This window comes from Hymenobacter aerilatus, from assembly GCF_022921095.1.
Classification (GTDB): Bacteria; Bacteroidota; Bacteroidia; order Cytophagales; family Hymenobacteraceae; genus Hymenobacter; species Hymenobacter aerilatus.
Map to the genome: position 1 here is coordinate 3930033 of NZ_CP095053.1, position 14498 is coordinate 3944530.

Consider the following 14498-nt stretch of genomic DNA (forward strand, 5'->3'; position numbering starts at 1 on the left):
CGCTTTTTCAGCCGCTCGCCCGCAAACGATTTCGGCTCTCCTATACCCACGGTTTCCTACCCTGCAACAGGGTAGTGGCTTCGCGTCTCTGTCCTACCCCTAACCTCCTACCCTATGCTTCCACTCCTACCGTACCCGATTTGGCAGCGAGGCGTTGCGCGGCTCTTGTGGCTGACCGTCCTCGTGGTGGTTTTCGGCGTTAGCCAAGCCGTGGCAGCGCCCCCTACCCGCCAGGACCCCGCCCAACGGCGCATTAGCGTGCAAGTCAGCAACCAGGCCCTGAAAACGGCCCTGCACCTGATTGGGCAGCAGGCCAGCGTGAAGTTTGTGTATAGCCCGCGCCTGATTGACTCGCAGCAGCGCGTGACGCTACGAGCCCACGAGCAGCCTCTCCCCCACGTGCTGCAACAGCTCCTCGTCCCCCTTCACCTCGATTTTGAGATTCTGCAAAAGCAGGTGGTCATCAGTCGGGCAGTGGCTACGGGCGCTGTGCCGCCGCCTACCCTGGAAGCGCGCAATGCCCGTCCCGTACCGCTTGAAACCACCATTACAGGCCGCGTGACGCAGGCCGATGGCCAGGGCCTACCCGGCGTGACGGTGGTAGTGAAGGGCACCACTAACGGCACCACCACCGACGCCAACGGCACCTTTACGCTCAGCCTCCCCGATGCCTCGGGTACGCTGGTGCTTTCGGCCATTGGCTTCATCTCGCAAGAAGTTGCCTTGCAGGGCCGTACGCAAGTGAGCGTGGTGCTGCAGACTGATGTGAAGTCGCTGGACGATGTGGTGGTGATTGGCTATACCACCCAGCGCAAGGCCGACCTCACGGGTGCCGTATCGCAGGTGAATCAGGCGGATATCAACGGCCTACCGGTAACGGGACCCGCCCAGATTTTGCAGGGTAAGGCGGCCGGCGTGGCCATTACGCAAGCCACCGGCGCACCCGGCGAAAACATTGCCGTGCGCATTCGGGGGGTAGGCACCATCAACGACAACGACCCGCTCTACATCATCGACGGGGTGCCCACTAAGACCGGCATCAACCAGATTTCGCCGAATGATATTGAGAGCATCAACATTTTGAAAGATGCTTCGTCGGCGGCCATCTACGGGGCGCGGGCTTCCAATGGTGTGGTGATTGTGACCACCAAGCGGGGCAAATCGGGCAAGCCACGCCTCACGGCCAGTGCCTACGCGGGCGTGCAAACGGCTTCTAACCTGATTACGATGGCCAACACCAGCCAGTACGTGGCGGCCTACAACGTGGCGGCGCAGAACGACGGCCGCGCGCCCATTCCCGCCGATGTGGCGGCTATCCTACCCAACGTGAACTGGCTGAAGGAAGTGCTGAAGCCAGCCAAGCAGTACAACGCCCAGCTCGACGTGAGCGGGGGCACCGAAACCTCGCAGTATATTGTATCGGGCAGCTATTTGAAGCAGGATGGCCTGATTGACAACTCGGCGTTTGACCGCTACAACCTGCGCACGGCGGTGAATACCACGCTGTCGAAGTTTGTGAAGATTGGTACCAACGCCAACCTCTCCTACAACAAAACCCGGCAGGTGGGCACCTCCGGCGACGGATTCGGCGACGGCAACCCCGGCGCCAGCATCGTACGCTTTGCCTTGTTCCGCACGCCCGGCACGCCGGTGCGCAACGCGCAGGGGCAGTTTGTAGATCTGCCTACCCTCCCCGACGGCACCCAGGCCACGGCTTTTCTGGGCGATGGCATCAACCCCGTAGCCCTGGCCGACGCCACGGACCGCAACTTCAACCGCTACTCGGCGCTGGGCAATGCCTACGTGGAGCTTACGCCCGTGAAGGGCCTGCGCATCCGCTCCGATTACGGCATCACGTTTCTGATTACCGACTACAAGCAGTTTTTCCGCACGTTCGGCATCGACCGGTCGTTCAACTCGCCGGCCCAACTAGCGCAGTCCAACACCAAGGAGTTCAACTACAACTGGACCAATACCGCCGTGTACGACCTACCGGTGGGCAAGAGCACCTTCAGCTTTTTGCTGGGCACGGAGGCTATCAAAAACAACGTGACGGCCATTTCGGCCTCGCGCCGCGGCTACGTGGATCAGTCGCCTACCTTCCAATACCTCGACAACGGCACGGGCATACAGCAGAACGGGGGCGGCGAGGCACGCTCGGCGCTGTTTTCGGGCTTTGCTCGCGTGAGCTACGACTACGATAGCCGCTACCTGGCCAGCTTCAACTTCCGCCGCGACGGCTCCTCGCAGTTCATTCCGGGTAGGCGGGCCGAGAGCTTCTATTCAGGTTCGTTGGGCTGGAACTTGGCTCAGGAGAGCTTCTTGCGCGATGTATCGGCGTTGTCGCTGCTGAAGCTGCGCGCCAGCGTGGGACAGTTGGGCAACTCGTCTATCGGCAATTATCCTTATGCCTCGCTAGTAGGCGGCAACTTTTACTATCCTTTCGGCGGGGTTTCTACCCAAGGGCTGAGCGTGGTGAGCAAGGGCAACCCCAACCTGCGGTGGGAAACCAGCACCCAGACCGACGTGGGCCTGGACATTGGCTTGTTGCAGGGCGCTTTGCAGCTGACGGTGGATTATTTCGTGAAGAATACCTCCAACGTGTTGCTTTTCCTACCCCAGCCCAGCAGCGCTGGCAACGGCGGCAACCCGGCCGTGAATGCCGGCAAAATTCGCAATCAGGGCTTCGAGCTGGAGTTGTTGTACCGCAACACCATCGGCAAGGACTGGAGCTACAACCTGAGCGGCAACCTGGCTACCCTACAAAACGAGGTGCGGACCCTGGGCGGCGCGCCGCCCATCGTGGGCGGCCGCATCGACAACAACTACTTTGCTACGCTCACGCAGGTGGGCCACCCCATCGGCGCCTTCTACCTGTTGCAGGCCGACGGCATTTTTCAGACGGCTGAGGAGGTGTTTACGCACGCCTACCAGGGCCCCGGCATCCAGCCTGGCGACGTGAAGTTCAAAGACATCAGCGGCCCTAACGGCGTGCCCGATGGCGTGATTGATGGCAACGACCGCACCTTCGTGGGTAGCCCCATCCCCAAGCTCACCTACGGCCTCACCGGCAACTTGCGCTACAAGAGCCTCGACCTAAGCCTATTCTTCCAGGGCGTGCACGGCAATAAGCTCTACAACCAGGTAAACACCGACATTGAAGGCTTTTACCGGGCCTTCAACCTGACGGAGCGGGCGGCCACCAACTATTGGACTGGCGCGGGCAGCACCAACGAGTTTCCGCGCTTGTCGTGGGTAGGGGCTTCCAACAACAAGCAGCCTTCCACGCGCTTTTTGGAAGACGGCTCCTACCTGCGCCTCAAGAACATTCAGCTAGGCTACACCTTCGGCGACAAGCTACTCTCGCCGCTGAAAGTATCGTCGGTGCGGCTGTACGTGAGCGCGCAGAACCTGCTGACCTTCACCAAGTACACCGGCCTCGACCCCGAGCAGGGCACCAACAGCAACTCCCTCGGCGACGGCGTGCGCGCCACCGGCATCGACTTCGGCACCTACCCCTCCGCCCGCACCTTCACGGTGGGGATTAACGCGGGGTTTTAGGTGGGTTGCCAGTTGCCAGTCGTGAGTAAAAAACGCATGTCATCCTGAGCTTGCGAAGGACCTTCTCACGCATAAACGAGTCGTTGTGAAGATGGTCGCGCAAACGTGAGAAGGTCCTTCGCAAGCTCAGGATGACAGACATAGCAGACAACTAGTAACTGCAAAGAACGCCTGGCTCCCCCTCTCCCCGAGGAGAGGGGGCCGGGGGGTGAGGCACCCCTCCCGCGCCACATAAACATACCGAAACCACCTTACCCTATGAAACGCAATCATATCATCATAAGCGCAGTAACTGCCCTCCTACTCACCACGGCTGGGTGCGACAATTTCTTGGACCAGCCGGTGCTGGGGCAGTACGAGGCAGGGCAGTTTTTCACGTCGGACACCAACACCATCCTGGCCGTGAATGCCGCCTACGTGCCGCTGTCGTTCCGCGATGCGGGCTCCAACACCATCTGGGTGCTGGGTGATGTGGCTTCCGACGACGCCGTGAAGGGTAGCAACCCCGGCGACCAGGCCGACTTCGAGAACATCGACCAATTCAACATCACCCCCATCAACTCAGCCGTGGAGGCGCAGTGGCGCCGCGACTACGACGGCATCTTTAAGTGCAACGTGGTGCTGGACGGCGTGCCCGAGAGCAATACGAGCATCAGTGCTGCTGTGCGCCAGCAGGCGCGGGGGCAGGCGCTGTTCCTGAGAGCGTATTATTACTTCGAGCTGACCAACCTCTACGGCGCCATTCCGCTACGCGTGAAGGTAGAAACGCCCGAGGAGCTGCAAAGCCCGGCCGTGCCACAGGCGCAGATCTACGCCCAGATAGAGGCCGATTGCCAAGCCGCCGCCGACGCCCTACCCACCTCCTGGACCGGCAACGACGTGGGCCGCGCTACCAAGGGCGCGGCGCTGGCCCTACTCACCAAGACCTATCTATTTCAGAAAAAATGGCCGCAGGCTGCTCAAACTGCCCAGGCTGTAGGTGCGCTAGGCTACAAATTGCAACCCGTGTTTGCCGATAACTTCCGGGCCGCCACCGACAACAATCAGGAAATCATTTTCTCGGTGCAGCACACCACCGGCCTCAGCCCCAACCAGGGCAGCGGCCTGAATCAGTGGTTTGCCCCGCGTCCGCAAAACGGCTACGGCTTTTTCCTGCCTACCCAAAGCCTAGTCGATAACTTCGAACGGACCTCAGGTGGGGTGGTAGACCCGCGCCTGGACTACACGCTGGGTAGGGCCGGGCAGTCGTTTTTCGGGGTGGCATTTGATGCCAGCTGGACTTCTACGGGCTACGTGTCAAAGAAGCATTTGCAGCCGCTGACGGAGGTTCCGGCCACCATCAAGGGTGACGGCGGCCTGAACTACCAGGCCCTACGCTACGCCGATGTGCTGCTGATGCAGGCCGAAGCTCTGAACGAATCGGGCAACAGCAGCGGGGCGCTGGCCGCCCTCAACCAGGTGCGCAAGCGCGCCCGCGAGAGCTACCTCTACGACACCTCCCTACCCAACGCGGGCACCGTACCTACTGGCCTGTTGCCCGACATCACCACTACTGACCAAGGCCAACTGCGCGAGCTGATTCGGCGGGAGCGGCGCTCGGAGCTGGCACTGGAGTTTCACCGCTTCTTCGACATCATTCGCTACGGCGAGACCTATGCGCGGCAGGCCCTTGCCGACCGGCCCAACTTCAGCTACGCCCGCAATCAGTTCTACCCCATTCCGCAGAGCGAGCGGGACACTAACCGCAACCTGGGCTTGTAGCCGCATCGCTGTCTTTTTCCTACCCTCTTTGTATCACTCGATTATGAAAAGGCACTTTCTTTTACTGCTCCTACCCTGGCTGCTGGGGGGCACCGCAGTGCTATCGGCCTGCTCCGATTCCGAAGACGACACGCCCCAGGTGGCCGCCGATACCAGCCGCCTGGCCGCCCTCATAGACTCCGTGACGGTGGGCTACAACGCCGCCACGGAAGGCAACAAGCCCGGCAATTACGCCACCGGCTCGAAAGCGCCCCTGAAAACGGCCTTGGACTTAGCTACTAGCACCCGCGGCAACGGCCAGTACACCCAGCTACAAATCGACAATGCCACGGCCAACCTGCGCCGCGCCGTGACTGCCTTCCGCAGTACGCTTATCCAGGACGTTTCGGTGGCCAACTTAGTGGCGCAGTGGAAGTTTGAGGGCAACGCCAACGACGCCACCGCCAACGGCCACAACGGTACTGTCAAAACCGGCCCTATCGGTCCTGGTACCGCCCCCGGCGACGGCGCTACCCTCCCCAAGCTGGTAGCCGACCGCTTCAACCGCGCCAACCAGGCCTACGAGTTCACCAACGGCGCCTACATTGAGGTGCCGTACGCAGCGGCCCTCAACCCACCGGCCATGACCATCAGCCTGTGGTGCAAGCGCTTCGATTCCAACGACGCCAATTATTTGTTGTCGCTGAACCGCTGGAATGGCTTCAAGTTTCAGCTGCAAGGGGCCGGCAAGCCCTTCCTGACGGCCACCACTACCACTGGCATCTTTGATCGGGACGCTGAATCGGGTATCGTGGCTGTGAACACCTGGACGCACGTGGTAACCAGCTACGTAGACGGCACCCTGAAATTCTACCTCGACGGCAAGCTGGTGAAAACTTGGACCAACACGCAAGGCCCAATGAAGACCATTCCCGAGCCCGTGAACCTGGCTATCGGGCAGCAGCTACCCAAAGAAGTGTACAACCGCGCCCCCACCGCGGGCCAGGCCGCGGGCTACTTCGAGTACTATGGCCCGGCCTTTTTCAAGGGGCAAATCGACGACATCCGCTTCTACAACCGCGCCCTGACGGATGCGGAGGTGACGTCTATTTATACGATTGAGAGTACGCTGTAACCTCACCCCCCGGCCCCCTCTCCTTGGGGAGAGGGGGAGCCAAACGAACTTCTTTTTCTTCCTAATACGATTCTACAAACACACCCCCCCGGCCCCCTCTCCCCGAGGAGAGGGGGCCGGGGGGGTGAGGTCCACCAACAGAACGATATGACATTCCGCCCCTACCCTCTCGCCCTGCTCCTGGCTGCCCTGGCCGGCTGCAACTCCGCCGACAAAGCTGATACCACGGCCACTCCTCCCACCAAACCCAAGGCGTGGAGCATGCTCAACTTCACGAAGGTAGACAGCGCCAACCCGATTATGGGGCCGAGTACGGTAGGCGTATTCACGGACCCGATTCTGATGCAGAAGGTACAGTGGGAAGAAAAAGACGTCTTTAACCCGGCCGTAGTGGTGCGCCATGATACCATTTACATGCTCTATCGGGCCGAGAACGTGGTGAAAGGCGCCGTGGGCAAAGCCTCGCGTATTGGCCTGGCTTCCAGTACCGACGGCATCCACTTCACGCGTCGCAAGGAGCCGGTGCTCTACCCCGACAATGATGAGCAGAAGAAATACGAGTGGCACGGCGGCACCGAAGACCCACGCGTGGTGGAAGACGCCAACGGCGTGTACTTCATGACCTATACTGCCTACGACGGCGACAAAGCCCGCCTGCACGTGGCTTCTTCGCCCGACCTGGTGCATTGGACCAAGTACGGCAACGCCTTCACCGGGGCCAAAAACGGCGAGTACGTACCCAAGTGGAGCAAATCGGGCGCTATTGTATCGCGCTACGAGCCGGATGGGCGCATTGTGGCCACCAAAATCAACGGCAAGTACTGGATGTACTGGGGCGATGCGCAAATCTGGGCAGCTACTTCCGACGACCTCATCCACTGGACACCCATCGAGATGGCGCCCGGCGAGAAGCCGCCCGTGCCTCTGCGCGCCCAGGCCCAAACGCTCCCCAACCTGAAGATTGTGCTGCCTACCCGCGAGGGCAAGTTCGACAGCGACCTGGTGGAATCGGGCCCACCTGCCATGCTCACCGATCAGGGCATCTTGTTGATCTACAACAGCCGCAACATTCCCGCCATCGGCGACAAATCCCTACCCGAAGGCACCTACACCGCCGCCCAGGCCCTGTTCGACAAGAACGACCCTACCAAGCTGCTGCTCCGCACCAACACGTATTTTATGCGCCCCGATAAGCCCTACGAAACCACTGGTCAGGTAAACCAGGTGGTATTTCTGGAAGGTCTGGCCCGTCTGCGCAACACCTGGTACCTCTACTACGGCACCGCCGATTCCAAAATTGCCGTAGCCACCCGCCCTGTGGACTGATGCCTTGGCTATTGGTTTTTGGTGGTTGGTTTTTAGGTAGAGGTTGGCAGTTGTCAGAATAAACCTAACTTCCTCACTGATAAGCCTCGTCTAACAGCTGAAAACGGTCAGCCAACATCCAAAAACAGCCACAAACTAATCCCTTCCCACCGCATGCAATCCACCGCTCCGGCTACTATTACAACCACTTCAGCCCCCTTCACCGAAAAACGCTACCTCGTCACGCTGGTGTTCGTCACCTCGCTGTTTCTGCTCTGGGGCGTAGCCATTACCATGGGCGACGTGCTGAACAAGCACTTCCAGAATGTCCTCAACGTGAGCAAGGCCGACTCGGGGTTGGTGCAGTTTTCCATTTTCGGGGCGTATGCCGTTATGGGCATTCCGGCGGGCTTGTTTATGAAGCGGTTTGGGTATAAGAATGGGGTGCTGCTGGGACTGGGGCTGTATGCGCTGGGCGCATTTCTGTTTGTACCGGCCGCCAATGCGCAGTCGTTCAACTTCTTCCGTGGGGCGCTGTTTGTGCTGGCGTGCGGCCTAGCTACTCTAGAGGCCGTGGCGCACCCCTTCATGGGCGCCCTCGGCCACCCCGTTACCAGCGACCAGCGCATCAACTTTGCGCAGTCGTTCAATGGGTTGGGGGCCGTGATTGGGCCGCTGCTGGGCAGTTTTTTCATTCTGAGTGGCGTACACGCCGACGGTGATTTGTCGTCGGTAAAAACGCTTTACCTTATTATTGGCAGCGTTATTCTGTTGATAGGGGTATGCTTTGCTTTTGTGCAGGTGCCTGCCTTGCAAGATGCGCACGCCGTTGAGGTAGTAGCCGAGCCAGAAGCTGGTTTCTACAGCGGCACGGCCGAGGAAGTACCGGAGGCTAAAGGGTTGCTGAATCGCCCGCATTTTGTGTGGGCCGTGGTGGCGCAGTTTTTCAACGTAGCAGCGCAAGGCGGCACCTGGGCCTTCTTCATCAACTACGGCGCCGAGAAAATGGGCCTAACTGATGCCGTAGCCTCGCGTTACTTCGCTCTGAGTATGGTAATGATGATGGTAGGGCGCTTCGTGGGCACGTTCCTGATGCGCTTCATCGCGCCTAACAAGTTGCTGGCTACGTTTGCTTTCGCCAACATTGTGCTGTGCCTGATCATTGCCCAAAGCTGGGGCTGGCCGTCGTTCATTGCCTTGCTGGGGCTGAACTTCTTCTTTAGCATCATGTTCCCCACCATCTTCTCGCTCGGCCTCAAAGACCTGGGCGCCAAAACCCAGCAAGGCTCTTCTTTCCTAGTGATGACAGTAGCTGGCGGTGCTATTTTCCCCTACCTCATGGGCAAAATTGCCAACGAAGATGTGGCCCACGCCTACTACCTACCCATCATTTGCTACTTCGTCATCTTCCTGTTCGGCGCCCGGTTGTATAAAGTGCGGTAGAGGTGAAAGTGTGGGAAGTGTTGTCGACCTCCACGCGGCGCCTCACCCCCCGGCCCCCTCTCCGAAAAAGGAGAGGGGGCCGGGGGGGGTGAGGCGCAACGGCCGCGCCGCGAGAACATAACGACTCCGAAAGCCGGGAGGCCCAACATCAGCGAACCGCCAGCCCCTCCGTAACGTTTTGCTTGTATCTTTTGCTTGCATGACGGCCGATCCTACCCCTCTTCCTTTCCTTCCCGAGCACCTCACCCACGCGCATGTGCTGGACGCCCTGCGCCACATCGAGCAGAATGGCTTGCGCCTGACGCCTGGCACCGTGTATGACTTGGTTTTTGAAAGTCGGCGCTACCCGCCGCGGGCCGTAGCGCAATTGGCCTACCGCTTGGCCAGCCAACAACCCGATGCCCGCTGGCCCCTGGCCAGTGGCACGCCCACCAACTCCCTGCTCGAGCGCCTCAACTTCACCATTGCCACCAAGCGCCCTACCCTGGCCAACTCTCCGCAGGATGGCAACGTGGCCGAGCAGGACCAGCTGCCTGCCAACCTCTACCCCGGCCGCCCCGCCGAAAAGCCTACCCCCGGCAAGCCCACTCCTGCCGATGCCCCTGCCACACCGGCTATAGCCGCCGAGCCGACTGCCTCCTACCCTACCGCGTCTGCGCCTCGGCCCTACGCTCGTGCACAGGCGTTGGCCGAGTTGTTTATTGATGAGGAGCAGTTGGATGCGGCACTGGCAGCCCTACGGCGGCGCAAGAACCTCCTGCTGCAAGGTCCGCCTGGCACGGGCAAAACGTTTCTGGCTCAGCGTTTGGCGTGGTTGGAGCTGGGCGCCGTAGACGAAAGCCGCATTGAACGAGTGCAGTTTCACCCGAGCTACAGCTATGAGGACTTTGTGCAGGGCTTCCGACCCGATGCGTCGGGTACGTTTCGGTTGCAGGATGGGGTGCTGGTAGACGTATGCCGCCGCGCTGCCGCCGTGCCCGACCAGCTCTTCTTTTTGCTGATTGACGAGCTGAACCGCGGCCACGTAGCCCGCATTTTTGGGGAGTTGCTGTTGCTGCTGGAAGCCGACAAGCGTGGCCCTGCTCACGCCGTGCGCCTACCCTACTCGCCTGCCGAAGCGCCCCGCTTTTTCGTACCCGAAAACCTCTACGTGATCGGCACCCTGAACACGGCTGACCGCTCACTCACGCCCCTCGACTACGCCCTGCGCCGCCGCTTTGCCTTCGTAGCGCTGGCCCCGGAGTTTGGGCCAAAGCTGCAAACCTTCCTACTGGAAAGAGGCCTGCCCACTGCGCTGGTAGAGCAACTAGCTGCTCGCCTGAATGCCCTCAACGAAACCATTGCCGATGACCCCGAACTGGGCGCGGACTTCCGCATTGGGCACAGCTACTTCTGCCAGCCGCCTGTTGGGACTGAAGCCAAAGTATGGTTTCAATTGATTGTGGAACAGGAAATTGGGCCGCTGCTGGAAGAGTACTGGCAGGAAGACCCCGCCAAAGCCGCTGCAGAATTGAAGCGGCTACTGACGAAGTGGTGAGTGAATAAAACGGGTGTCATCCTGAGCGCAGCGAAGGACCTTATGCTTACAGAATGACTGTCGTAGCAACGACCTGTTCTAAGGTGAGAAGGTCCTTCGCTGCGCTCAGGATGACACCCGTTTTATTCATTTACCACTTCACCATCTCACAACTTTACGACTTCACTTCTTCTCTATGATTCCGATTCACAACCTTTACTATCTGCTTTGCTACGCCTGGCACCGGCTGCCGGATCCAGCGGAGGCGCAGGCAGTGGAGGCACAGGAATTTCATAGGCCGCTTGCGCTGCTCACGCATTTGTTGCTGCACGCCACCCGGCGGCAGTTGCGACGTGGCCTGGCGGTGGGGTATACTGAGCAAGAAGCCGAACTGACAGAGCTGCGCGGGCGGGTGCAGCTGGCCCCTACCCTTGCCCGCGACCTGCTGCGGCGGGGCCGTGCTATGTGCACTTACGACGAGCTGAGCGCCAACACGCCGCTCAACCAGCTGCTGGCGGGCACGCTTGCGCAGCTAAGTCGCACTCGCACCCTACCCACCGCCATGCGCCAGCAGGTGCGGCAGGTGCTGGGGCGCTTTCCCGAGGCGGTGCGCCCTACCTCACCCACCGGCCATACCCTCAGCCTGCTACGGCGGCAGCGGTGGCCAGGACCACAGGCATTTCTGCTGCACCTTTGCGACTTGCTGCATCAGTGCGCCTTACCCGTACCCGATGAGAAGGGCCGCCACCGCTTCCGCGACTTTCGCCGCGACGAGGTGCTGATGGCGCGGCTGTTCGAGCAATTTGTGCGCAACTTCTACCGCCTGGAGCAGCGCCGCTACCGAGTGCGTTCCGAAACCATTGCTTGGCAGGCCGCCGCCGAGCAGCCCGAGCACCTCGACCTGCTTCCAGCCATGATAACGGATACCTCCTTGGAAGCCGCCGACCGCAAAATCATCCTTGATACGAAGTACTACGCTACGGCGCTACGCACCCGCCACAACCGCCAGCGGCTGATTGCGCCTCATCTGTACCAGCTGTATGCCTACCTCCAGAATCAACCAGCTGCACTAGGGCAGCAGTTGGAAGGCATACTGCTCTACCCCGCCGCCATGCAGGAAGTGGATGTACGCTATACTTTGGGCGGCCACCCCGTGCGCTTGGTCACCATAGATCTAGCTCAGCCATGGCCTGATATTGCGGCCGCGTTACAGGCATTGGTAGCTTAAGAAATTCGATAACAATAATTAGTCTAAATAAAATTAGGAAAATGATGGTGCCCAACTGAACTTTGCAGTCTAGTTAGCACCTTTTATGACCTCTCCTCTACCCTCTTCTCGCTTGGCAACGCACGCGGCGTTGTTCTTTTTTTTCTTGCTGCTGGGCCACTTGGCGCAGGCCCAAACGCTCCTCTCTGGCCGGGTAACCAATGCGGCCGGTGAGCCACTCTCGGGTGCCTCCGTTGGTGTGCAGGGCACCGCCCTGGGTACCGATACTGATACCAATGGCAATTATTCTCTCCCGCTCAGCCAGGGTGGCTCCTATGTGGTGGGCGTACGTCTGCTAGGCTACCTCAACCAGGAACACCGCGTAACGGTGAAAACCGGCGACAAGCAAACGCGCAACTTTATCCTGACCCCAGGCGACCAGCAGCTAGACGAAGTGACCGTGCAGGGCGACCGCACCAATCGGTTTTCCCGCAAATCGAGCGAGTATGTAGGCAAAATGCCGCTTTCGAACATCGAAAACCCGCAGGTATACGCCACCGTGGGCAAGGAGCTCTTGACGGAGCAGCTCGTGTTTTCCGTGGACGATGCTACCCGCAACGCGCCGGGTCTCCAGAAAATGTGGGAGGCCACGGGCCGCGGCGGCGACGGCGGCTCCTTCTATGCCGCACGGGGCTTCGTGACGCAAAGCCAGCTGCGCAACGGCGTGGCCGGCAATGTGACCGGCGACATCGACGCCGTGAACCTGGAAAAGCTGGAAGTTATCAAAGGCCCCTCGGCCACACTATTTGGCTCGGCCCTAACCTCGTACGGCGGTTTGCTGAACCGTGTAACGAAAAAACCGCTCGAAACCTTTGGCGGTGAGGTGAACGTGGCGGCCGGCTCGTATGGCTTCCACCGTGTGAGTGCCGACGTGAATCTAGTAGATCAGAACGTGCCCACCGATCAGCCTAAAACCTTCGGTTTTCGCCTGAACACGGCCTACACGTACGAGGACAACTTCCAAAATAAGGGCTACACTGGCTTCAACAAAAACTTCGCAGTAGCTCCCAGTCTGCAATGGCGCCCCTCCGACCGGCTGACGGTAAATCTCGACGCCGAAATCTACAAGGGTCGGGGTACGGGCAAGCAGTTCATCTTCATGTACTTCACGCCGGACGTGCTGGGCTTCAATCGGGCCGACAAGTCGCCGTTTGATTACCGCCAGTCGTACATGGGACCGGGCCTGATTCAGGACTCGCGCAGCACCAATCTGTTTGGGCAGGTGCAGTATAAGATTTCGCCTAGCTTCACGTCTACTACATACCTGACCAGCAGCAACAGCTACTCGAACGGCAACTCGGCGTACTTCTACCTGACGCCCTCTACCCCCGCTTTCCGCAACCGTCGCCCCGATCTGCCCGAAGCCGACAACTATCTGGTGCGGGCCGACCAATCGACAGATAACAGCCAGCGGCAGCTGTGGGAAGTGCAGCAGCTATTCAACGGTGACTTCCAGGTAGGCAATATGCGCAACCGCGTGGTGCTAGGCTTAGATTACCTGCGCATCAACTCGGACGTAAACTTTCTAGGTGGCAACTTCGACACAGTAGCGTTGTCCTCGCCGCGGCCGGTGCTGGATCAGTTCAACGGAACCAACATGAATGCCGTGTACGCTGCCGGTGGCGGTGGTCGCTACTTGATTACCACCAAATCGAACACGTACAGCGCATTCGTATCAGATGTACTGAACCTGACCGAACAGCTGAGCGTGCTGGCTGCTCTGCGCGTCGACCACGTTGACAACAAAGGCGGGCTGTACTACTCGCCGGTAGCAGCCTACAAGCAAACTACCTGGTCGCCCAAGTTTGGGCTGGTGTATCAGCCGGTGAAGGACCGGGTGAGCGTGTTTGCCAACTACCAGAACAGCTTCAACAACCTGGGCCTCTACCTGGCAGCCGATGGCAGCCGCCCGCTGGCCAAGCCGGAACGCGCCAACCAGTGGGAAGGCGGTGTGAAGCTGGATGCTGCTGCCGGCCGTCTCAGTGCCACGGTAAGCTACTACAACATTCGGGTGCAGGACCGACTACGGTTGTTGGGTTACTCCCCCACTACGTTCGAGGCCATTAATGCCCAGGACGCTACCCAGCGCAGCGAGGGCGTAGAAGTGAGCGTGGTGGCCAACCCGGTGCGCGGGCTGAACATAATCGGCGGCTTCGCCTATAACGACTCGAAGTTTGAGGATTCGCCAGAAGATGTGAACGGCCGCCGGCCCAACAACGCGTCTTCGCCTTATTTAGCGAATGCGTGGGTGAGCTACCGCCAGCCAGAAGGAGTTCTGAAGGGCTTGGGAGCTGGTTTTGGCGGCAACTACGCCAGCGAAAACAAAGTGCAGAACGCCGTGAACAACGTGTTTATCCTGCCTAGCTACACGGTATTCAACGCCTCTGTGTTCTACGACCAGCCGAAGTACCGCATTTCGGCCAAGGTAGACAACCTCACAGATAAGCAATACTGGACCGGTTACACCACCATGAACCCGCAACGGCTGCGGAGCATTATCGGCAGCATCGCGTATAAATTCTAACCCCAAC

The 14498-nt window shown here is 59.8% G+C and carries 8 protein-coding genes; all 8 read left to right on the forward strand.

What is annotated here, in order from left to right; translation table 11 throughout:
* Positions 1–114: 114 nt before the first annotated feature.
* The 8 genes from MUN82_RS16475 to MUN82_RS16510 all read left to right on the forward strand — a co-directional run bounded on the left by MUN82_RS16475 (position 115) and on the right by MUN82_RS16510 (position 14491).
* On the forward strand, positions 115–3561 hold the full coding sequence (locus MUN82_RS16475; RefSeq protein WP_245092213.1) for a SusC/RagA family TonB-linked outer membrane protein: 3447 nt from the start codon (positions 115–117) through the stop codon (positions 3559–3561).
* Between the two features lie 258 nt (positions 3562–3819).
* Entirely contained in the window at positions 3820–5322 is a 1503-nt protein-coding gene (locus MUN82_RS16480) for a RagB/SusD family nutrient uptake outer membrane protein (protein WP_245092215.1), read from the forward strand.
* A gap of 43 nt (positions 5323–5365) precedes the next feature.
* A complete protein-coding gene (locus tag MUN82_RS16485; RefSeq protein WP_245092217.1) occupies positions 5366–6436 on the forward strand; it encodes a LamG domain-containing protein in 1071 nt (356 codons plus the stop codon).
* A 147-nt stretch (positions 6437–6583) separates the two neighbouring features.
* Complete coding sequence (locus MUN82_RS16490) at positions 6584–7762, forward strand: glycoside hydrolase family 130 protein (protein ID WP_245092219.1); 1179 nt, start codon at positions 6584–6586, stop codon at positions 7760–7762.
* A gap of 153 nt (positions 7763–7915) precedes the next feature.
* A complete protein-coding gene (locus MUN82_RS16495; RefSeq protein ID WP_245092221.1) occupies positions 7916–9184 on the forward strand; it encodes a sugar MFS transporter in 1269 nt (422 codons plus the stop codon).
* A gap of 199 nt (positions 9185–9383) precedes the next feature.
* Entirely contained in the window at positions 9384–10721 is a 1338-nt protein-coding gene (locus tag MUN82_RS16500; RefSeq protein ID WP_245092223.1) for an AAA family ATPase, read from the forward strand.
* A 175-nt stretch (positions 10722–10896) separates the two neighbouring features.
* Complete coding sequence (locus tag MUN82_RS16505; RefSeq protein WP_245092224.1) at positions 10897–11928, forward strand: 5-methylcytosine restriction system specificity protein McrC; 1032 nt, start codon at positions 10897–10899, stop codon at positions 11926–11928.
* Positions 11929–12013: 85 nt separating this feature from the next.
* Positions 12014–14491, forward strand: coding sequence for a TonB-dependent receptor (locus MUN82_RS16510; RefSeq protein WP_245092225.1), 2478 nt, complete (start codon positions 12014–12016; stop codon positions 14489–14491).
* Positions 14492–14498: the final 7 nt, after the last annotated feature.

Bases quoted from the DNA above. Each gene is read 5' to 3' on its own strand.
- MUN82_RS16475 (WP_245092213.1), top strand. From the start codon at position 115: ATGCTTCCACTCCTACCGTACCCGATTTGGCAGCGAGGCGTTGCGCGG.
- MUN82_RS16480 (WP_245092215.1), top strand. From the start codon at position 3,820: ATGAAACGCAATCATATCATCATAAGCGCAGTAACTGCCCTCCTACTC.
- MUN82_RS16485 (WP_245092217.1), top strand. From the start codon at position 5,366: ATGAAAAGGCACTTTCTTTTACTGCTCCTACCCTGGCTGCTGGGGGGC.
- MUN82_RS16490 (WP_245092219.1), top strand. From the start codon at position 6,584: ATGACATTCCGCCCCTACCCTCTCGCCCTGCTCCTGGCTGCCCTGGCC.
- MUN82_RS16495 (WP_245092221.1), top strand. From the start codon at position 7,916: ATGCAATCCACCGCTCCGGCTACTATTACAACCACTTCAGCCCCCTTC.
- MUN82_RS16500 (WP_245092223.1), top strand. From the start codon at position 9,384: ATGACGGCCGATCCTACCCCTCTTCCTTTCCTTCCCGAGCACCTCACC.
- MUN82_RS16505 (WP_245092224.1), top strand. From the start codon at position 10,897: ATGATTCCGATTCACAACCTTTACTATCTGCTTTGCTACGCCTGGCAC.
- MUN82_RS16510 (WP_245092225.1), top strand. From the start codon at position 12,014: ATGACCTCTCCTCTACCCTCTTCTCGCTTGGCAACGCACGCGGCGTTG.